A 24,218-nucleotide genomic window follows, 5' to 3' on the forward strand; every position below is an offset into this window, starting at 1 on the left:
TAACAGAAATTAGTTCATGCAAGATATTTCTGTAACATATAGATCAGGTGCCGAACCTCCGTTCCAGCAGCTTTCGCGCGGGTGGCAATGGCCCCCTCTCATTAGTTCCATGGCCGTCGAGCCATTGTTCCGATGGAACGAGGAGCGCGCGATAAATCTCGCCGCAGAGTTCGCGGGCCGCCCGGCCGGGCCAATCCGGCGGTAGCAGGCCTTCGGGCAACAGCGGGTCGCGCAGCACGACGCGGCGGTAGTAGTGGATCAGCAGGATCCGTGCAGTGAAAGCGTCGGCCTCGGACAAAGCCGTACCCCGCGCGATCGCGGCGCGCAGCGGTTCGAACGTCTTCATGAATTTCAGGTAGGCATCCGCGGTACGATCGAGCGGCCAGCTCGCGCTGAGCAGGCGACGTCCGCTGTCATCCTCCGCCGAGACTTCGAGACGGATGGCGCCCCCAGCCTCCTCCGGCACCGGCACGCCCGACGGTGCGACCCACACACCCGGCAGCGGACTGCCGAAGCCGGCATTGCGCAGTGCTTCCCGCGAGGCGTCGCGGTCTTCGCCATTGCCGATCAGCAGCAGCTCGAAGCGCCCGGTCCAGTCGGACGGCGGCGGATCGTAGATGTGGCGCGTGGCCGCTTCAAACGTCTGCCGGCCCTTGTCGGCCAAGCGATAAAAACTGTTGCGGCCGACCTTTTCGCGCGTCAGCCAGCCGTCGGCCGCGAGGCGCGACATCGCTGTGCGGACGACGCCGCTATCGATGTCCAGGCCTTCGAAGAATTCCAAGAGCGTGCCGAGCCACACGGAGCCGCCGCGCGGCACGATGGCATCGCCGAAAACGGAGATGACGATGGAGCCGGTGCGCGACGGCTCGCGCTTGAGCTGGTCGATGATGCGGGAGAGCGGATGCGCCATGCGCGAGGCATAGCGCGTTTGGTGCGGCTGCGACAATGCCGCGCGAGGCGCGCCAGTTCTCCATCTCCCCGCGGCGCGGGGAGAGGCGAAGAAGCTACCTGTGCGGATCGGGATAGGCGAGGCTGCGCCACCCGCTGCGGTCGAAGGGGCGCCACTGGCCTTCCTTCTGTGCGAGGCGATCGGCGACCGCATAAACCACGGCGGGATGATGACCCATGCCGCAATGGCTGCTCTCGACTTCGATGCTCTCGGTCTGCGCGCCGGTCTTTTCCATGCAGCCCTGCCAGGCACAGATGCCGTCGGTGCGGCTGAAGATGGCGGTGGTCGGCACCGGTGGCGGCACCGCGAGCTCGCCGCCGAAGCGTGGATCGACCTCGTCGGCCTTGCGGCCGCTCGCCCATTCATAGACCCGCCATGCGTTGGTCGAGCGCGGATCGCCGGCGAAGGGGCTGCCAAGCGTGATCACCTGGCGCACGCGCTCCGGCATCATCTTGGCGAGCTGGCGCGCATAGAGCCCGCCGAGGCTCCAGCCGACCAGGCTGATCTTGCGGCCATGCTTGTCGCTGAGCTCCTGGACCAGATCGACCATCGCGTGCTGAACGCCCGGACGCAGGCCGTAATTGCGGCCCTGACGCCAGCCGCTCACCGCATAGCCCTTGCTGGTCAGAAACGCGCGCAGCGCGCGCGTGGACGCATCGGAAGCCACGAGGCCGGGCAGCACCAGCACCGGATGTCCATCGCCGCGCGGCGCAAGGCTCAGCAGCGGCAGCGCGCCGAGAAATGCGCCGAACTCGTGGATCGCGCGCCCCTCCAGAAACATCAGGGCTCGGGACGGCGGACGCAGCGTCTGGGCAGTAGCGGTCATCAATGTTTCCCCTAGGACGAAGGCCGCCGGTCGCGATGCCGGCAAATGGGCACGAATTCCAATACGCCGGCTTGTGGAACGTTCCGCAGCGCAACATGAATCAGCTAAGTGGCCGGTTCCCGACATTCAAGCGGGAGAGACGTGAGGCGACAATAGGCCCGCGCGTTAATGCTAACGGCCGTGACGCAAAAGTCACAACAATCGAAGCAGGAATTCTACGGAGTAAAGCGCAAGGCCTGCCAGCCCACCGATCAGCGAACCATTGAACCGGATGTATTGCAGGTCGCGGCCGATGTTGATTTCGATCAGCGAGATCAGCTGCGTCATATTCCACGCCTTGACCTGGTCGGAGATGAAGGTGGACACGCCGCTCTTCTGGTCGGCGACGAAGCTGCGCAGCACGGTCACCAAGCCCTTGTTGATCTCGCCGCGCAGCTCGGCATCGCCGGCGAGCGCCTCGCCCGCCGCAACGAACATGCCGGCGAGATGATGCTGCAACACCTGCGTCTCACCGCTCGCACTGCGCTCGATGAAGGAGCGCGTGTTGGCCCAGACGGTGCGGGCGAGATCGGCAAGCTCGGGACGCGCGAGCAGATCCCGCTTCAGCCCGGCGATGCGGTCGATATAGGCTTGATCGGTGCCGAGCCGGTCGACGAAACTCAGCACCATGCGGTCGAACTCGCCGCGGAACGGATGCTTGGGATCGCTGCGCACCTCATTGAAGAAGGCAGTGGCGGAAGCCACGATCTTGTTCACCAGAAACTTGTCGGCGCGATAGAGCCGCAGCAGGGTCGGCAACTCCGCGCGCACCTTCTCGCGGATCATCGCCATCGTCTCTTTCTGATTCAACGTCTCGTGCATCACGCGCAAGAGATCGTCGAACAGGATCTGGTGCCGGCCTTCCGCGACGAAGCCGCGCAAAGTGCCGGCCGCAAGTGGCGCAAGGTCGATCGCCTGGAGCTGCGAGGACAGGCGGCGGATGATGAACGTCATCAGCCCCGAGGTCTCGGTCGCGGAGACGGCCTCAGGCAGGAGGCGCAGCGCGAAGCGCGCGAGGTCGTCACTGCGCTTGCGGTCGCGCAGCCAGTCGGCAACGAAGAAGCCGAAATCGATCTCCTTCAGCTTGGCCTCGACGGGACCGGCCTCGAGGAAATGCACCTGGATGAATTCGCCGAGTTTGTCGGCAATGCGGGCCTGATTGCTCTGGATGATCGCGGTGTGCGGGATCGGCAGGCCCAGCGGCCGCTTGAACAGCGCGACCACGGCGTACCAGTCGGCGAGCCCGCCGATGGTCGCGGCTTCCGCGAAGGCCGCGATAAAGCCGAACACGGGATGCACCGGCAGCAGCCATTTCGCGACGACGAACAGCGCCAGCGTCGAGGCCAGCACCAGCGTCGCCAGCGCTTTCACGCGCCGTAACTCAGCCGCGCGTTCGGCATCGCCGGGAGTGTCGAAGGAAAAGGTGACTGGGGCATCCATCGTGAATTGGAGATTACGTCATTCCGGGACGATGCGAAGCATCGAACCCGGAATGACGACGGAGGAGGAGGTCGAAAAACAAAGGCCCGCCGAAGCGGGCCTCAAATTTCAGTTTGTACTCAGGCGCCCGATCAGGCGGTCTTGCTGTAGACCTTGGCGAAATTGTCCTGAGCGGACTTCGCACCGTTGGCGGCGAGCTTGCCGAGATAGTCGGCGGTCGCCTTGGCACGCGAGACGAACACTTCACCACGGGCGCGGAGCAGGCTCGACTGGATCTCGACGGCCTCGCTGATCGACTTGGCGGACGCGAGCTTGTCGATACCCGAGAAGAACGCCTCGGCATCCTCATAGATCGCCTGCTGGATGTTGCGGCTGATCTTGCCGGCTTCAGTGACGGACTCGGTCACCGCGCTCTCGACGGCGGCGGTCACGCGCTCGGAGCCAGCGAACACCTCGGCGGCACGGTCCTTGGCGGTGTTGGCAGTCTTCTTGACGAATTCGCGGGCGGCCTCGGGAACTTCCAGGTTCTGGATGTTCTTGAAAGCGTCCTTGAAGCCCTCGAAAGCGGTATTTTCAGTGGTCATGGGGTTCTCTCCATCCTCATTGGTCTGAGCTATGGGCTCACCCCGTCCACATTGGCCCGGGGCACGGCTTATATGGCAGAGTTAGTTGTGCATTGCAATATTCTTATTGCAGTGCAATATCACGAAATCGTGAACACCCCCAACGAGAGGCATCATGGTGCCTCTCTAGCCAATTGGTCCCAAGGATTGGCCCGATCCGGACTTAGTGCTGGACAGCGCTCCTAATGCTGGACGGCGCTTGGCAGCCCATAGGCCTCCATCTGAGCCCGGACCTGCGCGATGTTGTGCCCGAGCACGACGATATCGTGGGTCTTGCCATCGACGTCCCGGACATGGTCCCGCAGCAGCGCTTCGGCCTTGAAGCCGAGGCTCTCGAACAGGGCAATCGCCGCCTGCTGATCAACGGTCATCTGAACCGAGAGCTTTTCCAGCCCCGCCCCGAGCGCGAGGGCAAAGGTCTCCTGCGACAGCGCCTTGCCCACGCCCTTGCCGCGGACCTCGGGCGAAATCACCATGCGGATCTCACCGACATGGGGCGACCAGGAGTGTGGATCGCGCACCAGCGTGCCGCAGCCGACGACCCTGCCCTCTCGCACCGCGAGCAGGCTGGTGATCGCCCCCCGCTCGATCTCCTTGACCCAGGCCGACAGCACCTTCGGCTCGCTGATGTTGCGGGGCAGGAACAACAGATCATGGGTCGGCAGGCCCTTGCCGAAGGCCAGCACCGCGGCTTCGTCCGCGGGCGACATCAGACGGATCTCAATATCGCCGGCGTCGGTCTTGACGTGGCGCGGATAGGAACGCTGCTCGCTCATGTCGATCTCTTTCCCAACCAGGAATCCAGTTTCGGCCACAGCCGTTTCACGGCGTTGGCGCCCGCGACGAGCGAGACGTGACCGCCCTTCAGCATCACCTCTTCCTTATCCGCCGAGCCGATCTTGGCGATCAGGTGCTTGGCGGCGTCATAGGGCACGATGTGATCGTGCTCGGCGACCGCATGCAGGATCGGCACCTTGATGTTCTCGAGCTTGGCCGCACGACCGCCGACCGACATGGTGTCGTTGAACAGCTTGTTGTCCCACATCAGGTCCTTGGTGATAGCGCGGAAGTACTCGCCGGCCAGCGGCAGCGTGTCGGTCGCCCAGCGGTCGAACATGCGGTAGGACTTCACGAACTCGTCGTTCCAGATGTTCTCCCAGAGCTGGATCTGGCTCACCGCACGCGAGGCCGGACGCAGCATCTCGAACGAGGACAGGATCATCTCCGGCGGCACGTTGCCGACGCTGTCGACGAGATGGTCGACGTCAAAATAGCGACGGTCGGAGAAATTTGAGAACAGCTTCATCTCGCGGAAGTCGATCGGCGTGGTGAAGCAGATCAGGTTCTTCATCGGCCCGTCCTGGTGGATCGAACCGTAGAGCAAGGACAGCACGCCACCGAAGCAATAGCCGATGACGGAAACGTCCAGCTCGCCGGAATCGGCTTGCACGCGGCGGATGCAGTCCGGGATGAAATCGAGGACATAATCGTCCATCCGCAGGCTCTTCTCCTCCGGCCGCGGCGCGCTCCAGTCCAGCATGTAGACGTCGTAGCCACGCCTGAGCAGGAACTCAATGAAGCTCTGACCGGGCACGAGATCGAGGATGTAGCCGCGGTTGGTCGTCGCCATCACGATCAGCACCGGCACGCGATAGATTTCGTCCGACATAGGACGGTAGTGATAAAGGCTCATCGTGCCGCGCGAATGCAGCACGTCCTTGGGCGTCGAGCCGAGCGACGGGCCCGAGGTCGAGAAATATTCGACGCCCTTGATGCTGCGCATGATAGCGCGCTGCACTTCGGACTGGATGCGCTCCGGTATCGCAGCGAAATCAAGTCCCGTCGGTGCGTTCATTTTTGGTCTCCGCCTTCGGAGGGCGGACGTTTCGTACGCGGCGGTCGCGGAGCGGCGCCGACCTGCTGCGCACCCGAGTTGGCCGACATCTGGCTCAGCATCGACTTGATCTCGCCGAGTTGGCCCTCGATCGACTGGAGCCGCTCTGCGATACCGGTCATCTGCTCGCGGCTCGGCAGGTTCATGGAGAGCAGGTATTTCTCCATGAGATCGCCGAATTGCTTCTGAGCACCTGCAGCAACTCCGCCGGCGCGGTTCATGGCTTGCGAAAATTCGGGCGTCTCCATCGCCTTAGTCGCGAAGGAGTTGAAACCCTTCTCCATCTCGCCAACCATCTTCTGCCACAAGGCGACCGGATCGGTGATCTTGTCGGTCATCAGCGTCCTCCCAATGTAGAGGGCTTTGCACCCTTCTTTTCCCGCCATACCACACCGTTGCGAGGTGCCGGTCAACCGGCAAGCAGCGGGCGCGGCGTCGCGCACGCGGCTTCTTCGCGGAACGAAACCGTGCGATACAGCATCGATCAGCAGGAGGGACCCGTGACCGCCCATCAGCCGCCCCTGACCGTCCGCGCCAACGGCATCGACATCTGTTACGAGATTTTCGGCAACGACAATGCCGAACCGTTGCTGCTGATCATGGGGCTCGGGGCGCAGATGATCCATTGGGACGATGCGTTCTGCGAGCAGCTCGCCGCGCGCGGCTTCCGCGTGATCCGTTTCGACAATCGCGACATCGGCAAGTCGAGCCATCTCACGGGCGGCAAGCGCCTGACGCCGCTCGAGCTGCTGAAGCTGCGCTTCCTCAGGATTCCCGTGGCCGCAACCTACAAGCTGATCGATATGGCCAGGGACACGGTCGGCCTGATGGATGCGCTCGGCATCAAGTCGGCGCATCTGGTCGGGGCATCCATGGGCGGCATGATCGCGCAGGAGGTGACGCTGTCGTTTCCGCAGCGCGTGCGCTCGCTGACCTCGATCATGTCGACCACTGGCAATCCGCGCCTACCGCCGCCGACACGCGAGGCCGCGGCGATGCTGATGGCGCCGCCGCCGCGCAGCAAGGAAGAATTCGTCGCCCGCTTCGGCCAGACCTGGAAGCTGCTGCGCGCCGGGTCTTTCCCGGAAGAGGAAGCGCTCGATCCTGACCGCGCCGAGCGCGTGTTCGCGCGCGGGCTCAATCCGGCCGGCGTCGGCCGCCAGCTGCGCGCCGTGCTTGCCTCCGGCAGCCGCAAGCAGCGGCTGCACGCCGTGAAGACCCCGACGCTCGTCATTCACGGCACCGTCGATCCGCTCGTCCATCCCGAAGGCGGCAAGGACACGGCCGCGTCGATTGCGAACGCGAAGCTGTTGATGATCGAGGGCATGGGCCATGCGCTGCCGATGCGCTTCTGGCCCGAAATCATCGGCGCCATCGAGAAGCATGCGTATGGCGCGACGGTGCAGGCCGCCTAGATCGACGCGGATGGTCTCTCCGCGGTGACCATGTGAGCTGCCGGTTACTGTCTTAACGGAAGCCGGCGCGAAAGCTATACAAGCCTCCCTCAATTGCAAGATAGAGGCTGCGGCCTCTTGGAGCTCACATGCATCCCACCGTCCGATCGGCGGCAATGATCGTCGCTTCCATTCTCATGCTATCTCTCGGCAACGGGGCCGCGATGGCCGGCAGCGCGCAGGAAGAAGCCAATCGCACCGCCGTGCTTGCCTTCTACGAAAAGGGCCTCAATCAGAAGGACGCCGATGCAGCCCTCGCTTATGTCGGCAACCGCTATGTGCAGCACAATCCAAATGCGGCAGATGGTCCGGACGGCTTCCGGAAGTTCATCGGCTTCCTCCGCGAAAGATTTCCAAAGTCGCACAGCGAGATCAAGCGCAGCTTCGTGGATGGCGACTACGTCATCCTGCACGTCCACTCCGTTCGCGAGCCCGGCACCAGAGGCCGCGCCATCGTCGATATCTTCAAGCTGGAAAACGGCAAGATCGTCGAACACTGGGACGTCGTTCAGGAGATTCCCGAAAATCCGGCGAACGGCAATACGATGTTTTAGCTTTGCGGCGTGACGCCTAATAGCTCTTCCGCGCGACCCAGATCACGTGGCGCGCGCCACCGCCTCTGCCAGTCGCGCGGACGTTGATTTCGTTCACATCGAAGCCGGCGGTCCGAACGCGCCTGGTAAATGCAGGATTTGGTCCCGACGACCAGACGGCCAGCACGCCTCCCGGCCGCAGCGCCGTCTTCGCCGCCTGTAACCCGCTCGCACTGTAGAGCGCGTCATTGCCCTTCCGGGTCAGCCCTTCGGGTCCGTTGTCGACGTCGAGGAGAATGGCGTCGAAGCGCGACCGCTGCGCACGGATGATTTCGCCGACGTCGGTCTCTCGGATGCTCACCCTGTCATCGTCGAGACTGTCGCCGAAAACTTCCGCCATCGGGCCGCGCGCCCAGGCGACCACCGCCGGCACGAGTTCGGAGACTATGATCTTCGCCTCAGGTCCGAGCACGGCGAGCGCCGCGCGCAGCGTAAAACCCATGCCGAGGCCGCCGATGAGGACGATGGGATCTGCGACCTTCTCGATCTGCTTCGCCGCGAGCGTTGCCAGCGCCGCTTCCGAGCCCGACAGACGGCTGTTCATCAGCTCGTTGCTGCCGAGCTTGATGGAGAACTCTTTGCCCCGCCGCATCAGGCGGAGCTCCTCGTCGGAGCCGGGGATTTTGGCTGTGTCGAGTTTTTCCCAGGGAATCATGGAGGAGCTTTAGCACGATTTGCTTCGCCGCTTCGTAGCCCGGATGGAGCGAAGCGTACTCCGGGATTGCTCCCTCTGTGGCAGATCCCGGATTTCGCTGCGCTCCATGCGGGCTACAAGAGCGCGGGTTGGGTTACCCGCCCGCCCAGACATCTAGAACATAGCGGTTCTTCGTCCCCATCTCCTCGATCCAGCGCGCCCCCCCGGCGGCATCGCTGCCGCTCTTCTCGCGGTGGATCGCGACCAGCGCCGCCTTCACATCGGGCTCCATCTTGCCGCCGTCCCCGCAGATATAGATGATCGCGCCCTGCTCGATCAGCGGCCAGACTTTGTCCTTCTGCGCAGCGAGCACATGCTGCACATAGGTCTTCGGTCCGTCCGCGCGCGAGAATGCGGTGAAGAGCTCCGCGATGCCGCCCACCGCCAACGCTTTCAGCTCGTCGGCATAGAGAAAATCCTGATCGGGATGCCGGCAGCCGAAGAACAGCATGGCCGGACCGAGCGTGGCGCCCTTGGCCTTGCGCGCCGCGCGCTCCTGAAGGAAGCCGCGGAACGGCGCGAGTCCCGTGCCAGGCCCGATCATGATGATCGGCACGGATGGATCATCGGGCAGCCGGAAGCCCGCCTTGGTCTCGCGCACAGTGGCGTAGATCGTATCGCCCGCGCGACGGTTGGCGAGATAGTTCGAGCAGATGCCCTTGTAGACACCGCGCCCGGAGGCGGCCGGTCCCTCGACCACGCCGACCGTGACGCTGCATCGCGCCGGGTCGACCGAGGGCGACGACGAGATCGAGTAATAGCGCGGCGCCAGTAGCGAGAGCATTTCCAGATAGGCGTGAAACGGCAATTCGCAGGCGGGATATTCGAGCAGCAGGTTGAATACCGACCTGTGCCTGGACAAAATCTCGGTGCGGTACCGCTCGAGCGTTTCAGGCTCCTCGCCGACGAAGCCTAGCAGCTTCGGCTTGGTGACCGGGCAGCGGGTATGCTCGGCCATGATTTGGATCTGCTTGCGGGTCGCCACCTGCTGCAACTCCACGAATTCGCTGAGCAGGCGACCGACCGACACGGCCTCGCCGACCGGCAACTGCGCGCGCCGGCCTTCGGCGACCTGAAGCCTGATCTGGTCGGCCGGCAGGAAGCCGAAGCGGCGGGCGACCGAGTCCACCAGCGTCGGATCGTTCCGCGGGACCACACTCAAATGATCTCCGACGCGATAACTGATGTTGGACGGCAGCTGCACCTCGATGTGGCGCGTCGAGCGCTCCGACGGATTGGGCCCGCTCTTGTTCTGCAGCTCGTCATTGGCCAGCACCTTCATCGCCACCGCGCCGCCTTGGGCCACGATGGCATTGACGGCGGTCACCGCCACGGGCTCGATCGCGTAAAGCGGATCGTCCTCCGCAGTGCGGGTGAAATTCCAGTCGATGCCGAATTCCTTGGTCGCGACTTGCGCCGCCGCGGGGAACCATTTCTGAAACTGGCCGTCGAGATCGCTGCGCGCATCGCCCTCGCCGCGCGGATAGACCGCGCGCGCACCACGCGCCGACAATTGCTCGTCGATATAGCGCGGCACCGACTGATAGGTTGCGGCCCAGTCGCTGTTGCCGCAACCGAACACGGCGTAGCGCACGCCGGCGAACGCATCCTTCGGCAGGTCGTCACCGAGCCATTTGACGAACTGCGTCGCATTATCGGGCGGCGCGCCATTGTAGGAGGCGCAGATGATGAGCACGCCGCCCTCCTGCGGCAATCTACCGACGTAATCGTCGAGCGCGCCGAGATGCACGGCAAAACCGTTGATCTCAGCAAGGTCCGCCATGCGCGTCGCGAGCTCTTCGGCGGTGCCGAGATTGGAGCCGTAGAGCACCAGCATCGGCGTGTTGTGGCCGGGCCGCGCGGTGGGCTTGCGCTGCGCCTTCGGCGCCGAGGATGCAGCCGCAATCGGCCCGCCATAGGCGCCGCGCTCGCGATCCGCGCGTGGGCGCACCTTGATCTTGAAGCCCTCCGGCTTCATGGTCAGGGTTTCCTTCAGATGCATCTGGTAGCGCTGGTGGTCGATCAGCTTGAAGCGCTGCAGGATCATGCCGAGCGCCAGCGCCGCCTCGTGCATGGCAAAGCCCCGGCCGATGCAGGCGCGCTGCCCGTTGCCGAACGGCTTCCAGGCATTGATCGGCCGCTTTGCTTCGGCCTCACGGCTGAAGTTCTCAGGATCGAAGGCATCCGGGTTGGGGCCCCAAACCGAGGGATCGCGATGCAGCGCCGTTACCAGGATGGTGACGAACGTGCCCTTTCTGAGCCTGTACTTGCCGCCGCCAATGGTCTCGTCCGCAAGCGGCGAGATGCCATAGGCCGGTGCCGGCGGCCACAGCCGCAACGCCTCCTTGAGGATCTGGGTGATGTAGGTGAGCTGCGTCACCTGCTGGTAGGTCGGCTTCGCATTGACATCGGGACCGAAGACGCGGTCGACCTCGTCATAGGCCTTCTTGAGAATGTCCGGATGCTTGAGCAGCGCATAAAGCGTGTAGGACAACAGGCCGCTGGTGGTCTCATGGCCCGCAATCAGAAACGTGTTGATCTGGTAACGGATGTTGATGTCGTCGAGCTGCTCGCCGGTCGAGCGGTCGACGCCGGTCATCATCGCGGCCAGCATGTCCTTTTTGTCGTCGATCCCCTCCGCGCTCTTGCGGCGCTCGGCGATGATCTCGTCGACCATTTTGTTCATGAAGGCGACGTCTTCGGCGAGCGTCTTGCGCCTCTTCTGCATCCAAAGCTGCTCAAACGGCAGGCCGCGCGTCATCATGATTGTTTCGAGCGAGCGCACCAGCGACTCGACGAAGGGGTGGTAGTCGCGCCGGTAGAACGAATTGAAGCGGTAGTCGAAGCCGCACAGGCCGATCGTGTCCAGCGTCAGCGCGGTCATGTCATGGACGACGTCGATCTCGTCGTCGGCGTTGAGCCGCTCCCATTTCTGGACGAGCTGCTCGGCGATGTCGACCATACTCGGGTGGTAGGACTGCATGGCGCGGTTGCCGAACGGCTGGAGCAGGATGTTGTGCGCCTTGCTCCAGTTCGGCTCACGGGTATCGGCCGTGAACAGGCCGTCACCGCCGACCGCACGCACGCGCCGCAGCGCACCGCGTACCGTCTTGTCGAAGCGCTTCTCGTCCGACAGCTCGTCGACGAGATCGTGGCCGGAGACGATGACGATCGGCGAACCCATCATGTCCAGCCAGAAGATCGGTCCGAGCTCCTTGGCGAGCCGCGTCAGGTGCTGCACCGGAGCCGTCGAGTCCAGCGACAGCATGTTGCCGACCACCGGCTTGGTCGGCGGCTGCGGGATCGGGTCCAGACGGTTCTTGGATGACATTAAAAGCGTTTCCCCCTCAGTAACCCTCGTCATTGCGAGGAGCTCTTGCGACGAAGCAATCCAGAGTGTCTCCGTGGACACATTCCTGGATTGCTTCGCTTCGCTCGCAATGACGAGCTAGCCAAACCGCCTTCTACGCCATTCGATCAGCTTGGCGCTGACCTCTTCCGGCTTCTCCTGCTGCGTCCAATGGCCGCTGTCTTTCACCAGATATTTCTCGAGGTCGGGAATCAGCTTCTCCATGCCATCAGCGGACGACGGCGGCAACACCGCGTCATTCTCGGCCATGATCATCAGCGACGGCACGCGGACCGTATGATCGAGCCCTTCGGCACGCGTCCAGTTGCGCGACATGTTGCGGTACCAGTTGATACCGCCGGTGAAGCCAGTTCTGGTGAAGGTATCGACGAAGACTTTCTTCTCTTCCGGCGACAAAATCGGCGTACGCGGATCATGCTTCGCGTCATAACCGGCAATCATCTGGGGAAATGCCAGATTGAGCCGCGGCGAAGCGCCGACACCGGCAACCACCTCCTCCGGCGGCGCGTCGGCCGGGCGCGGCACCGGCTTACGCATGAACGCATCGAAGGTCTGTTCGACGCGGCTGCCGAAAATCCTGTCCGGCTCGCGCGCGGGATCCTGGAATTGCACGATGTACATCTTTTCGCCGAAGCGCGCGCGCAACAGCTCGATCGGATCGGCCCAGGCCCGGTTGGTATGTGGCGTGTTGATGCCGACCACGCCGGCCACCCGATCGATGTGCCGCAGCGGCATCTGCCAGACGATGAAACCACCCCAATCGTGACCAACGAAGATCGCCTTGTCGATCTTCAGTTGATCCAGCAGGCCGACCAGGTCACCCGTCAGGTGTTCGATGTCGTAGGCCTCAACCGGCTCGGGCCGGTCTGACGCACCATAGCCGCGCTGGTCGGGCGCGATCACGCGGATGCCGGATTCGCTCAGCGCCTTGATCTGGTGGCGCCAGGAGAAGGCAAGCTCGGGCCAGCCATGGCACAGCACCATCGGCGGCTTGTCGCTCTGCGGGCCGGCCTCGTAATAGCCCATACGGATTCCGTTCGTCTGCACGAACTTCAGCGGCGGCATCTCGATCATGGCGAACTTCCTATTCCGCGGCGCCTTTGACGTCAGCCGCCGGCGGCGCAAAGGCGGCCTCCAGTGCGGCAAACTCCTCCAGCAGCATGTCGCACATCACCTGCACATGCGGAATGATGTTGGCGCCGACGATGAAGCCGAAATCGAGTTGGTCGCGATAGCTCTGCACGGTGATGTTGAGCGCCTGCCCATGCGTCGCGATCGACACCGGGAAGATGTGCAATAGCTCGGCACCCGCGGCATAGAGCGTCTGTCGCGGCCCGGGCACGTTGGACACGGTGATGTTGGCGGCCGGCGGCAGCACGTCGGGGAGATTCGAGCGACTGTAAAGCAGCGCCAGGATCTGCACCATGATCGGCGCGCCCAGCATCGAGATGTTGGAGACCTGCGGCATCAAGGCGCGCAAGGGATGCGACATCTCCTTGGACTTGGTCGATTGCGCGATGATCGCTTCCAGCCGCGCCTTGGGATCGGCGATGTTGGTCGCGATCGAACAGATCATGCCGAACACCTGGTTGTTGGCCTCGGTGTTGCCTTCCTCGCGCAGCGAGATCGGCACGGCGGCGGTCAGGGATTTCGCCGGAAGCGTGCCATATTGCAGGAGGTAGCGGCGGACCACGCCGGAGGCGAGCGCCAGCACCACATCGTTGAGCTTGCCGCCGGCCTGCTTGGCCAGCGCCTTCGCCCGCGACAGCGGGATCGACACGCCGGCAAAGCTGCGCTCCGACGAGATGGTCTTGTTGAGCATGGTCGGCGGCGACACCATGCTGGCGAGGCTCTCGCGCGATTTGGGATCAGCGACCTTGCCGAGCACGTCCGACACGCTCTTGAGCACGGTCGGGATGTTGCCGGCGAAGCGAACGGCGCTCTCGATCTGGTACATCGCATTGTCGAACAGAATCGAGCCGATGTCGCTCTTGCCCGTGCGCGGCAGTTGCAGGTTCTTTGCCGCTTGCGAAGCATCGAGTGGCTGACTGAACAGCTGCTGATAGGAATCCAGCAGGTTGGCGGCGATGTCGCGCGGTTCCTGCCCAGGCTTGGCTCCGCCCGTCGGCGGCTCGACCTTTCGTGGGATCGGCGAGATGTCGTAGATCATGTTGGTCAGCGCGGCACCGGCGCCGCCATCGATGGCAGCATGGTGCATCTTGGAATAGAGACCGACCTCGTTGTCCTTCATGCCCTCGAACACGTAGAACTCCCAGAGCGGGCGGGCGCGGTTCAGGAGCTTGGCATGCATCCAACCGACGATGCGCTCGAGCGTGGCGCGGTCGCGCGGCTGCGGCAGGCTGGCACGGAAGATGTGACGATCGATATCGAACTGATCGTCCTCGACCCAGGAGGGATGATCGATGTCGAGCGGCGCCTTCTCCAGCCGCGCTTTGAGGATCGGCGCGATGTGCAGGCGCGAGACGATCATCGCCTTGAAGTCTTCGAAGAAGTCGCCCTTGTAGTCGTCGGGCAGGCGAAAGATCGCCATACTGCCGACGTGCATCGGCATCTCAGGCGTTTCCAGATAGAGAAACGATGCATCCAGCGACGACAGCTTCTTACCGTCAGCCATAATTCCCCTCCCGCAAAATGTGACGGGCGCCTTGCGCGGCACTTCTCGTCAGGCCGATACTGCCCGCTCCGGCGGGGCATATGCAATGGCAAACGGCCCTGCCCGGTCAAATGGCCAGAACTCTCCCTCCGGTTGCGCCAGGCGGTCCGCCACGGCCCACAGCACCGCGGGGTTCACGCCGAGCCCGATATGGCTCGCCAGATGCACCTCGATGTTCTCGGCTCGCTCGGAGGGGCGGAGCAGACAGGTCCGCCAGTTTACGACACCGTCGGCCCGCGAATAGATCGACATCGCCGGCACCGGCAGATCGCCGGCAATCGCCCCGCGTGCTTCCGCAAAATCCTCCACTCTCTCGCCGGACAGCGCCTCGTAGAGCCGCGTGGCGTTGGTCGCCCGCACATCGTTGGCAAAGGGGCTGCCGAGCGTGATGACATAGCGGACCTTATCGGGCGCCCAAAGCGCGAGATCTCGGGCATAGACGCCCCCTAAGCTCCATCCGACCAGGCTGACCTTGCATCCCGTGGCGGCATGGATTTCGGTCAAACGGGTGCGCAGCGAATCCCGCATCCGCCCGAGCCCGCCGAGATTGCGGCCCATCCGCCAGGCATGTGCCTCATAACCGAGCTCGCTGAGATAACGCCGCAGCGGCACCATCGAAAGGTCGCTGGCGAGAAAGCCCGGCAGCGCCAGCACCGGATGGCCGTCGCCCCTTGGTGCACGCATCAGGAGCGGCGAGAGCAGCAGGCTCGCATTGAGCTCGAACAGTCCACGGGCTTCGGCCAGCAGCAGGCCGAGAGCTGGCGGACGAAGCCGGCCTGGATCCTGCACCCCGTTCCGCCCGGCTTGCACTATTTCTTCTTGTCGCCGCTGCGCGTGCTGCCGAGGCCGGCCATCGCAACGAACATGTCCTGAAACCGCTCGGCGATTTTGGGATCGAAGGTGAACCAGCTCTGGATCAGCGATTCCGGCGAGACCTTCTCGATGTTGCTGAGGACCTGCTGCTGCAGCTTCTCCATCACCGCCGTCTGCATCGGCGCCACGTCGGGCAATCCGAAGAACTGGCGGGCCTCGAGGGGGGTGCAGTCGATTTCGATGTTAACCTTCATGTCCCCTCCAGATGAGATTCGAACGACCTGTCGGAGTATCGCCGCGAGTTGTGGTGCAACGCAAGCGACCTGATGCCGGCCCGACATGCCCGGTCCAGCAAACAGCCGGTATGGTCAACCAAAGTCGAAAGGTGCGGTCTTCCATGCCTGGTGACACGGTCAGCATTGCTGCACAGCGGTGCAAGTTGGCGCGTTCCTTGCTGGAATGGCGCTTGCACGGGTCGAGAACTCTGGGCAACATGGATTCATCGGCCGGCCGAACAAATCAAAAATCACCGGCACGGCGGTGTGGAGAGGGTCAAGAATGTCAGTAGGTCGAAGTCTGTTTGCGGCGACGCTCGTCGGAACGTTTGCGTTGACGGTCTCGCCGGCGTCGAGCCAGACGTTGCGCTATGCCAACCAGGGCGACCTGAAGTCGCTCGATCCTTATACCCTGAACGAGAGCACAACCCACGCCCATCTCGGTCACGTCTATCAAGGTCTGACCGCGCGCGACAAGGACCTCAAGATCATCCCGGCGCTGGCGGAAAGCTGGGAAACTCCGGAGCCGACCCGCTGGCGCTTCCATTTGCGCAAGGGCGTGAAATTCCACAACGGCGATCCCTTCACTGCCGATGATGTGCTGTTCTCCGCCGACCGCGTCCGCAAGAAGGGGTCCAACATGCAGACCCGCCTTGCGGCCGACGTCAAGGTCGTGAAGGTCGACGACTACACCGTCGATTTCGTCCTGCCCTCGCCCAATCCCATCCTGCATTCGTCGTGGGATGTCTGGTACATCATGGACAAGAAATGGGCCGAGGAGAACAACGTCGTTGATCCGACGCCGGTAGCGGCGACCACGCCGAGCTACGCCTCGCTGCACGAGAACGGCACCGGTCCGTTCATCATCGAGAGCCATCAGCCCGGTGTGAAGACGGTGTTCAAGGCCAACCCCAATTACTGGGGCAAGATGGAAGGTAATCTGAAGGAGATCATCTTCACCCCGATCGCCTCCGACGCCACCCGAGTCGCCGCGCTGCTCTCGGGCGAAGTCGACGTCATCGAGCCGGTGCCGATCCAGGACATCTCCCGCGTCGATTCCAGCCCGAATGCCCAGGTGCTGAAGGGGCCGGAGCTGCGCACGATCTTCATCGGCTTCGACCAGACCCGCGACGAGCTGCTGTACTCCAACATCAAGGGCAAGAACCCGTTCAAGGACGTCCGTGTCCGCGAGGCCTTCTACAAGGCAATCGACATCGAGCTGATCAAGACGCGCGTGATGCGCGGGCTGTCGACGCCCTCGGCGCTGATGATCGCCCCGGAACTGTTCATCCTGTCGAAGGAGTTCACGCGGCCGAAATTCGATCCTGACGGCGCCAAGAAGCTCTTGACCGAGGCCGGTTATCCCGACGGTTTCGAGGTCACCATGGACTGCCCGAACGATCGTTACGTCAACGACGCCGCGATCTGCCAGGCCGTCGTCGGCATGCTCGCCCGCATCGGCGTCAAGATCAATCTGCTGGCGCAGCCGAAGGCGCAGTACTTCGCCAAGGTGCTGAAGCAGGGCGGCTACCAGACTTCGTTCTACCTCCTGGGCTGGACCCCGAGCACGATGGATTCCCATAACGTGCTCTACGACATCATGGGCTGCCGCGACGATGCGAAATCCTCGCGCGGCGAGGCCAATCTCGGCGGCTATTGCAACAAGGAATTCGACGCCATCACCGACAAGGTGCTGGTCGAAACCGACACCGCCAAGCGCAACCAGCTGATCAAGCAGGCCTACGAAATCAGCATGAAGGACTGGGCCTACATCCCGCTGCACCAACAGGCGCTGGCCTGGGGCGTATCGAAGAAAGTCAACCTGCCGCAGCGCGCCGACAATCTCGTCATGTTCCACTGGGCGACCAAGAAGGAATAGCGTCGTTTGAACACGAGGTCTCGGCAGCGCTTCCGGGACCTTTCCTTTTCCGGCTGACAAGGACGTCAGCCGTATGCAGACCCAAGGAAAGTGGAAGGCATGCTCGCTTTCACGCTTCGCCGCGCCGTTCAGGCCATCGGCGTCATGTTCGCCGTCGGCATCATCGCGTTCTCGATGTTCCGTTTCGCCGGTGACCCCATCAACCAGATCGTCTCGATCGATACTTCGGCGGCCGAGCGCGCGATCGTGCGCAAGTCGCTCGGCCTCGACGATCCCGTGCCGGTGCAGTTCGTGCGCTATTTCGCCGACGCCGCGCAATTCAAGTTCGGGGTCTCCTACCAGTTCCGCCAGCCCGTCTCGGCGCTGTTGAGCGAGCGCATGCCTGCGACGCTGGAGCTTGCGATCTGCGCGACCGTGTTTGCAATGGTGTTTGGCATTCTCATGGGCGTCTATTCCGCGCTCAAGCGCGACACCGTGCTCGCCAAGCTATTCCAGGCGGTGTCACTGATCGGCATTTCCTTGCCGACCTTCCTGATCGGCATTCTTCTGATCTATCTGTTCGCGGTGACATTGGGCTGGTTGCCCTCGTTCGGCCGCGGTGAAGTGGTCAAGCTCGGCTGGTGGACGACGGGCCTGCTCACGCTGTCTGGACTGAAGGCATTGATCATGCCCTCGATCACGCTCGGCCTGTTCCAGATGACCCTGATCATGCGGCTGGTGCGCGCGGAGATGCTGGAAGTGTTGCGAACCGACTATATCCGCTTCGCTCGCGCCCGGGGGCTGACCACCCGTGCCATCCATTTCGGCCACGCGCTGAAGAACACGCTGATTCCCGTGATCACGGTCGCCGGGCTTCAGTTTGGCTCGGTTATTGCATTTTCGATCATCACCGAAACCGTGTTCCAATGGCCGGGCATGGGACTTCTGTTCGTGCAGGCCGTGCAAAACGTCGATATCCCGATCATGGCCGCCTACCTGCTGATGGTCTCGCTGATCTTCGTCACCATCAATCTGGTGGTCGACATTCTCTATACCGTGGTCGATCCGCGCCTGCGCTCGACCGTCGGTCGCGCCGCATAAGGCAGCCTGCATGTCCGACGCAGTCGTCTCCAATTCCGACAAGCAGGGCGCACAGCCGATACAGGCCGCCCACAGCTGGTTCAGCCGCGCGCTCGATAGCGACCTGCTCTATTCGTTCCGGCGCTCCAAGCTCACCATGGTGGCGGCGGCCATCACGGTCCTGTTCTTCCTGCTTGCGATCTTTGCATCCGTGCTTGCGGTGCAAAACCCGTTCGATCCGGCGCAGCTCCAGTTGATCAATTCGCGGATCTCACCGCTCTGGACCGCCGATGGCCAGAGCCCGTTCCTGCTCGGCACCGACGAGCAGGGCCGCGACGTGTTCTCCGCCATCCTCTACGGCATGCGCATCTCGCTCGCCGTGGGCGTCGCCGGCGTGATCTTCGCCGGCGCGCTCGGTATCGCGCTCGGCCTCATCGCCGGCTATTTCGGCGGCGCGGTCGACAGCGTCATCATGCGCATCGCCGACGTGCAGCTCACCTTCCCCGCCATCCTAATCGCGCTGTTGGTCAACGGCATCGCGAAATCGATCCTCGGCAACCGGCTGGACGCCACCAGTATGCTGGCGGTGCTCGTGATCTCGATCGGCCTGAGCTTCTGGGTGGGTTATGCCCGGACCGTACGCAGCTCCGTGATGGTCGAGAAGAACAAGGACTACGTGGCCGCCGCGCAGCTGATCGGCCTGCCCGCGCCCAAGATCATGCTGCGGCACGTGCTGCCGAACACGATGGGCCCGATCCTGGTCATCGCCACCATCAACCTCGCGCTCGCCATCATCACCGAGGCGACGCTGTCCTTCCTCGGCGTCGGCCTGCCCGACACCATGCCCTCGCTCGGCACGCTTATCCGGATCGGCAACAACTATCTGTTCGCCGGCGAATGGTGGATCGTCGCCTTCCCCGGGCTCGCGCTGGCCACGCTGATCCTGTCGATCAACCTGCTCGGCGACTGGCTGCGCGACGCGCTCAACCCGAAGCTTCGATGAATACGCCTCGCCCATGACTGAACCCGTTCTCTCCGTGCGCAACCTTCAGGTGGAGTTCGCCTCCCGTCGCGGAACGCTGCGCGCCATCGACGACGTCTCCTTCGACATCGCCAAGGGCGAGGTGCTGGGGGTCGTCGGCGAATCCGGCGCCGGCAAATCCGTCACCGGCCTCGCGGTCATCGGCCTGATCGATCCACCCGGCCGCATCGCCGGTGGCGAGATTCATCTTACAGGAATGCGGATCGACAATCTGCTGCCCGAGGAGATGCGCCGCGTCAGGGGCAAGCGCATCGGGATGATCTTCCAGGATCCCCTGACCTCGCTCAATCCGCTGTACAAGGTCGGCGACCAGATCGTGGAGACGATCCGGACCCACCTCAATCTGTCTGAGGCGGCCGCCCGCCGCCGCGCCATCGATCTGCTCGCCGAAGTCGGCATTCCCGCGCCGGAAAAGCGCATCGACGGCTATCCCCACGAGTTTTCCGGCGGCATGCGCCAGCGCGTGGTGATCGCGCTCGCGATCTGCGCCGAGCCGGAGCTGATCATCGCGGACGAGCCGACCACCGCGCTGGACGTCTCTGTGCAGGCGCAGATCATCTCGCTGATCAAGCGGCTCGGCCGCGACCACGGCACCGCAGTGATGCTGGTGACCCACGACATGGGCGTGATTGCCGAGACCTCCGACCGTGTCGCGGTGATGTATGCCGGCCGCATCGCGGAGATCGGCCCGGTGCAGGACGTCGTGAGAAATCCGCTGCATCCCTACGCCAAGGGCCTGATGGGCGCGATCCCGACGCTTGCCGGCGAGGACAAGCGCCTCGTGCAGATTCCCGGGTCCATGCCGCGCCTATCGGCCATCCCGCGCGGCTGCTCGTTCAATCCGCGCTGCGCCTTCGCGTTCGACCGTTGCCGTGTCGAGCGGCCGGAGCCGCTGCCGCGCGGCGCGCAATCGGTCGCCTGCCATCTCTATGACACCATGCCGGCGGAGAGCGCGGCATGAGCATACCCTTCGTCCAGGCCACAAATCTGCGCCGCGTCTTCGACGTCTCGAAACCATGGCTGAACCGTGTGCTGGAAGGCGGGCATCTCGAATATCTCAAGGCCGTCGATGGTGTGACCTTCGACATCAGGAAGGGCGAGACCTTTGCGCTGGTCGGCGAATCCGGCTCCGGCAAGACCACGGTGGCGCGGATGGTGGTCGGCCTGTTGCCGCCGAGCTCCGGCGACGTCCTGATCGACGGCGTCTCGATGACCGATCCGCGGCAGGCGCCGGCACGGCGAAAGCTGCGCCGCCGCATCCAGATGATCTTCCAAGACCCCTATGCGAGCCTGAACCCCCGCTTCCGGGTCGATGCCATCATCTCCGAACCGATCCGCGCCTTCGACCTGATCCAGGGCGAGCGCGACATCCAGGCACGCGTCGGCGAGTTGCTCACCCTCGTCGGCCTGCACCCCGACGACAGGCTGAAATATCCGCACGAATTCTCCGGCGGCCAGCGCCAGCGCATCGCGATCGCACGGGCGCTCGCATCGGATGCCGAGTTCATCGTCTGTGACGAGCCGACCTCGGCGCTCGACGTCTCCGTGCAGGCGCAGATCCTCAATCTGATGCGCGATCTGCAGGACAAGTTCGGCCTGACCTACATGTTCATCAGCCACAACCTCGCCGTGGTTCGCCACATGGCGAGCCGCGTCGGCGTGATGTATCTCGGCCGTATCGTCGAGATCGCGGAAGGACGCGAGCTGTTTTCCCGCCCGCGCATGCCGTACACCAAGATGCTGCTGGGCGCCGTACCGGATCTCGCGATGAGCGGCCGCCAGCGTATCCCGGTCAAGGGCGAGATCCCGAACCCAATCAATCCGCCCTCCGGCTGCGCCTTCAATCCGCGCTGTCCGCTGGCGTTCGATCTCTGCCGCAAGGAGACGCCGGAACTGATCGACGGCGTTGCCTGCCACGCGGTCAACACCGCGCCGGTCCCGGCGTGACGCGCGCGTGCCATGCAGCCTGCGCATTGGCGACGCGGCATTGCCTGTGATCAATTGCGCGCGCCGGAAATAAGGTGGTGAGTCCCCATGGGCAGCAATATCAATCCCGATCCGTTCACGACGAGGCCCGAGATCGAGGGCACCTTCGGGGTCGTCGCCACCACGCACTGGATCGCGACCGCCGTCGGCATGGGTATTTTGGAAAAAGGCGGCAACGCCTTCGATGCCGGCGTCGCCACCGCTTTCACGCTGCAGGTGGTCGAACCGCATCTGAACGGCCCCGGCGGCGATGTCCCGATCATCGTACATGACGTGAAGCGCGGCCGCACCGAGGTGATCTGTGGCCAGGGCCCAGCGCCCGCGCGCGCCACCATCGCTCACTATAAGAGCGAAGGCCTCGATATGGTGCCGGGCACCGGCCTGCTCGCCGCCTGCGTCCCCGGCACGTTCGAATCCTGGATGATGCTGCTGCGCGACTACGGCACGATGCGCGTGCGCGATGTGCTGGAGCCTGCGATCTCCTACGCCCGCAACGGTTATCCGCTCGTCGAGCGCGCCTGCGCCACGATCCAAACGGTCGAGCAGCTGTTCCGCAAGCACTGGCCGACCTCGGCTGCGGTGTACCTTCCGAACGGCGAGGTGCCGAAGCCCGGCACGCTCTTCACCAATAAGACGCTGGCCGCGACCTATGCCCGCATTCTCAGCGAAGCCGAAAGCGGCGGCGGTGGCCGCGATGCCGAGATCGAGCGCGCACGAAAAGCCTGGTCGCAAGGCTTTGTCGCCGAAGCCATCGACAAATTCTGCCGCACCCAGGACGTGATGGACGTCAGTGGCTCTCCGCATCGCGGCGTACTCTCCGCCGACGACATGGCACGCTGGCAGCCGACCATCGAAGCTCCGCTCACCTATGACTACGGCCGCTACACCGTCTGCAAGGCCGGCGTCTGGAGCCAGGGCCCCGTGACGCTGCAACAGCTGGCACTGCTGAAGGGCTTTGCACTCGACGGGCTCGACCCGACCGGCCCCGAGTTCATCCATCTCCAGATCGAATGCGCCAAGCTAGCCTTCGCGGACCGCGAAAAATTCTACGGCGATCCCAAGTTCAACGAGATCCCGATCGGAACGCTGTTGTCTGATGCCTACAATGATGAGCGCCGCAAGCTCGTCACCGATAAGGCTTCGCTCGATTTCATTCCCGGCTCGGTCGAGGGCTTTGGCGGCGTGGTCAAGCTGCGCCGTGCCGAAGGCCAACGCGAGGCCGTCGGCGCGCTCGGCGCCGGCGAGCCGACGGTCGGGCGCTTCGGCGAAGTGCGCGGCGATACCGTGCATTTCGACATCATCGACAAAGCCGGCAACATGGTGTCCTCGACACCGTCGGGCGGCTGGCTGCAATCCTCGCCGATCATTCCGGAGCTCGGCTTTTGCCTTGGCAGCCGCGCCCAGATGTTCTGGCTGGAGGAAGACCATCCCGCAGCGCTCGCGCCGGGCAAGCGGCCGCGCACCACGCTGTCGCCGACCATGGCATTGCGCGACGGCGAGCCCTATCTCGCCTGGGGCTCGCCCGGCGGCGATCAGCAGGACCAGTGGATCACGCAGTTCTTCCTGCGCCACGTCCATTGCAATCTCAATCTCCAGGAGGCGATCGACGCACCGGCATGGCATTCCGAGCATTTCCCGATCTCGTTCTGGCCGCGCACCGCGCGCCCCGGCGTGCTCGTGGTCGAGAATCGCGTGCCGAAGGCGACGATCGAAAACCTGCGCGAGCGCGGGCATATCGTGGAGGTCGGCCCGGACTGGTCGGAAGGCCGCCTCACGGCGGCCTCGCGCGTCGGAGTCCGCCGCCGTGCCGCCGCCAATCCGCGCGGCATGCAGGGCTACGCCGCGGGACGCTGACGTCCGATCAAATCACCACTTCGCGCATCACGCGGCGGCAGTCCATCTCGAATTCGAGATCGACCACCGGCGGCCGGGCGAAATGCCAGGTCAGACCGGAGCGCAGCGCGCCGCGGCGGACCAGCTCGTCGACCAGCGCGTGGTGGAAGTCGTGCACGGAATAGGCCTGCACGCCGGTCGTGTCCTTCCAGCCGAAGCCGAACGCCGCCATCCGGTTCTCCATCTGCGACGTGGTGGTGAAGCGCACCTTCTCACGCAGCCCCTCGGGGCTGAGGTCGCGGTAGCGCACGGTGCGATCGACATAAGTGCCGCTGCCCTCGCGTGCCTCCGCGCCACCGGCGATGACGAAGCTGGGTGCGTTCGACCGCATCGGGCGCGTGAAGGAGAACGCGTAAAAGGACGGCTCGGACGGTGGATCGATCTCCGGACAGACATTGCTGCGCGCCACCGGATTGGTGGTGCCATCGAAGATGCCCCATTCCGACAGCGTCTTCACATAATGCAGGTTGAACGCGCGAAAGCCTTCCTCGCTGAAAGCCGCCGGTGAGCGCAGCTCGCAGGCGCAGAATGCCGTCAGCGGACGCCCCGCCTCCTGGATGAATTTTGCGGCCAGTGCAAACCCTTCCGCGAGCGGCACCAGGCGATCGAAGCGGACACGCTCGATCTCGTAGCCCTCATCCGCGGCGGCGCCCGCGGAATATTGGAAGACGGAGGGAATGAAACGGTAGTTGCCGGCGGAGAATTCGCGCGTCAT

Annotated in this window: 22 protein-coding genes; 8 read left to right on the forward strand and 14 right to left on the reverse strand. The window is 63.8% G+C overall.

The window, feature by feature from the left end; genetic code table 11:
• Nucleotides 1-43: 43 nt before the first annotated feature.
• The 7 genes from paaX to P6U29_RS29065 all read right to left on the reverse strand — a co-directional run bounded on the left by paaX (nucleotide 44) and on the right by P6U29_RS29065 (nucleotide 6,109).
• Nucleotides 44-910: a phenylacetic acid degradation operon negative regulatory protein PaaX gene (paaX, locus tag P6U29_RS29035; protein ID WP_407113761.1), complete on the reverse strand. Its 867-nt coding sequence runs from the start codon at nucleotides 908-910 to the stop codon at nucleotides 44-46.
• A 94-nt stretch (nucleotides 911-1,004) separates the two neighbouring features.
• A complete protein-coding gene (locus tag P6U29_RS29040) occupies nucleotides 1,005-1,775 on the reverse strand; it encodes an esterase/lipase family protein (protein ID WP_407113763.1) in 771 nt (256 codons plus the stop codon).
• A gap of 192 nt (nucleotides 1,776-1,967) precedes the next feature.
• Nucleotides 1,968-3,254 carry a DUF445 domain-containing protein gene (locus P6U29_RS29045; RefSeq protein WP_407113765.1) on the reverse strand — a complete coding sequence of 429 codons (1,287 nt, stop codon included), beginning with the start codon at nucleotides 3,252-3,254 and terminating at the stop codon, nucleotides 1,968-1,970.
• A 131-nt stretch (nucleotides 3,255-3,385) separates the two neighbouring features.
• Complete coding sequence (locus P6U29_RS29050) at nucleotides 3,386-3,838, reverse strand: phasin (RefSeq protein ID WP_407113767.1); 453 nt, start codon at nucleotides 3,836-3,838, stop codon at nucleotides 3,386-3,388.
• A gap of 221 nt (nucleotides 3,839-4,059) precedes the next feature.
• Nucleotides 4,060-4,653, reverse strand: a complete 594-nt coding sequence (locus P6U29_RS29055; protein WP_407113769.1) for a GNAT family N-acetyltransferase — start codon at nucleotides 4,651-4,653, stop codon at nucleotides 4,060-4,062.
• Nucleotides 4,650-5,732 (reverse strand): alpha/beta fold hydrolase, encoded by a 1,083-nt coding sequence (locus P6U29_RS29060; protein ID WP_407113770.1) that lies wholly within the window; start codon nucleotides 5,730-5,732, stop codon nucleotides 4,650-4,652. The genes P6U29_RS29055 and P6U29_RS29060 overlap by 4 nt, the downstream gene beginning before the upstream one ends.
• Nucleotides 5,729-6,109 carry a hypothetical protein gene (locus P6U29_RS29065; RefSeq protein ID WP_027571221.1) on the reverse strand — a complete coding sequence of 127 codons (381 nt, stop codon included), beginning with the start codon at nucleotides 6,107-6,109 and terminating at the stop codon, nucleotides 5,729-5,731. Before P6U29_RS29065 ends, P6U29_RS29060 begins: the two co-directional genes overlap by 4 nt.
• 162 nt (nucleotides 6,110-6,271) lie before the next feature.
• Here P6U29_RS29065 and P6U29_RS29070 point away from each other — a divergent pair, with 162 nt between their 5' ends.
• Entirely contained in the window at nucleotides 6,272-7,186 is a 915-nt protein-coding gene (locus tag P6U29_RS29070) for an alpha/beta fold hydrolase (RefSeq protein ID WP_407113772.1), read from the forward strand.
• Between the two features lie 128 nt (nucleotides 7,187-7,314).
• Nucleotides 7,315-7,779 (forward strand): nuclear transport factor 2 family protein, encoded by a 465-nt coding sequence (locus tag P6U29_RS29075; RefSeq protein WP_407113774.1) that lies wholly within the window; start codon nucleotides 7,315-7,317, stop codon nucleotides 7,777-7,779.
• Nucleotides 7,780-7,795: 16 nt separating this feature from the next.
• Here P6U29_RS29075 and P6U29_RS29080 read toward each other — a convergent pair whose 3' ends face one another.
• The 6 genes from P6U29_RS29080 to P6U29_RS29105 all read right to left on the reverse strand — a co-directional run bounded on the left by P6U29_RS29080 (nucleotide 7,796) and on the right by P6U29_RS29105 (nucleotide 15,623).
• The gene (locus P6U29_RS29080; RefSeq protein WP_407113776.1) at nucleotides 7,796-8,473 is read right to left on the reverse strand and encodes a spermidine synthase; all 678 of its coding nucleotides are present in this window, start codon (nucleotides 8,471-8,473) and stop codon (nucleotides 7,796-7,798) included.
• Between the two features lie 133 nt (nucleotides 8,474-8,606).
• A complete protein-coding gene (locus tag P6U29_RS29085) occupies nucleotides 8,607-11,843 on the reverse strand; it encodes a bifunctional cytochrome P450/NADPH--P450 reductase (RefSeq protein WP_407113778.1) in 3,237 nt (1,078 codons plus the stop codon).
• Nucleotides 11,844-11,960: 117 nt separating this feature from the next.
• A complete protein-coding gene (locus P6U29_RS29090; protein WP_407113780.1) occupies nucleotides 11,961-12,956 on the reverse strand; it encodes an alpha/beta fold hydrolase in 996 nt (331 codons plus the stop codon).
• Between the two features lie 10 nt (nucleotides 12,957-12,966).
• Nucleotides 12,967-14,517 carry a wax ester/triacylglycerol synthase family O-acyltransferase gene (locus tag P6U29_RS29095; RefSeq protein WP_407113782.1) on the reverse strand — a complete coding sequence of 517 codons (1,551 nt, stop codon included), beginning with the start codon at nucleotides 14,515-14,517 and terminating at the stop codon, nucleotides 12,967-12,969.
• Between the two features lie 48 nt (nucleotides 14,518-14,565).
• Nucleotides 14,566-15,366 (reverse strand): esterase/lipase family protein, encoded by an 801-nt coding sequence (locus P6U29_RS29100; protein ID WP_407113784.1) that lies wholly within the window; start codon nucleotides 15,364-15,366, stop codon nucleotides 14,566-14,568.
• Nucleotides 15,366-15,623, reverse strand: a complete 258-nt coding sequence (locus tag P6U29_RS29105) for a DUF6489 family protein (protein WP_407113786.1) — start codon at nucleotides 15,621-15,623, stop codon at nucleotides 15,366-15,368. The genes P6U29_RS29100 and P6U29_RS29105 overlap by 1 nt, the downstream gene beginning before the upstream one ends.
• A 304-nt stretch (nucleotides 15,624-15,927) precedes the next feature.
• Between P6U29_RS29105 and P6U29_RS29110 the strand changes: the two genes are divergently transcribed.
• From P6U29_RS29110 to P6U29_RS29135, 6 genes are all read left to right on the forward strand, one after another.
• Nucleotides 15,928-17,523, forward strand: coding sequence for an ABC transporter substrate-binding protein (locus P6U29_RS29110; protein ID WP_407113788.1), 1,596 nt, complete (start codon nucleotides 15,928-15,930; stop codon nucleotides 17,521-17,523).
• Between the two features lie 99 nt (nucleotides 17,524-17,622).
• Entirely contained in the window at nucleotides 17,623-18,603 is a 981-nt protein-coding gene (locus tag P6U29_RS29115) for an ABC transporter permease (RefSeq protein ID WP_407113789.1), read from the forward strand.
• Nucleotides 18,604-18,613: 10 nt separating this feature from the next.
• Nucleotides 18,614-19,585 carry an ABC transporter permease gene (locus P6U29_RS29120; protein WP_407113791.1) on the forward strand — a complete coding sequence of 324 codons (972 nt, stop codon included), beginning with the start codon at nucleotides 18,614-18,616 and terminating at the stop codon, nucleotides 19,583-19,585.
• A 13-nt stretch (nucleotides 19,586-19,598) separates the two neighbouring features.
• Nucleotides 19,599-20,585, forward strand: a complete 987-nt coding sequence (locus P6U29_RS29125) for an ABC transporter ATP-binding protein (RefSeq protein WP_407113793.1) — start codon at nucleotides 19,599-19,601, stop codon at nucleotides 20,583-20,585.
• On the forward strand, nucleotides 20,582-21,571 hold the full coding sequence (locus P6U29_RS29130; RefSeq protein WP_407113795.1) for an ABC transporter ATP-binding protein: 990 nt from the start codon (nucleotides 20,582-20,584) through the stop codon (nucleotides 21,569-21,571). The genes P6U29_RS29125 and P6U29_RS29130 overlap by 4 nt, the downstream gene beginning before the upstream one ends.
• A gap of 87 nt (nucleotides 21,572-21,658) precedes the next feature.
• On the forward strand, nucleotides 21,659-23,464 hold the full coding sequence (locus P6U29_RS29135; RefSeq protein WP_407113797.1) for a gamma-glutamyltransferase family protein: 1,806 nt from the start codon (nucleotides 21,659-21,661) through the stop codon (nucleotides 23,462-23,464).
• Between the two features lie 7 nt (nucleotides 23,465-23,471).
• Here P6U29_RS29135 and P6U29_RS29140 read toward each other — a convergent pair whose 3' ends face one another.
• Nucleotides 23,472-24,218, reverse strand: a complete 747-nt coding sequence (locus P6U29_RS29140; protein ID WP_407113799.1) for a hypothetical protein — start codon at nucleotides 24,216-24,218, stop codon at nucleotides 23,472-23,474.

Origin of the sequence: Bradyrhizobium sp. LMG 9283, from assembly GCF_045571415.1 — a bacterium.
Classification (GTDB): Bacteria; Pseudomonadota; Alphaproteobacteria; order Rhizobiales; family Xanthobacteraceae; genus Bradyrhizobium.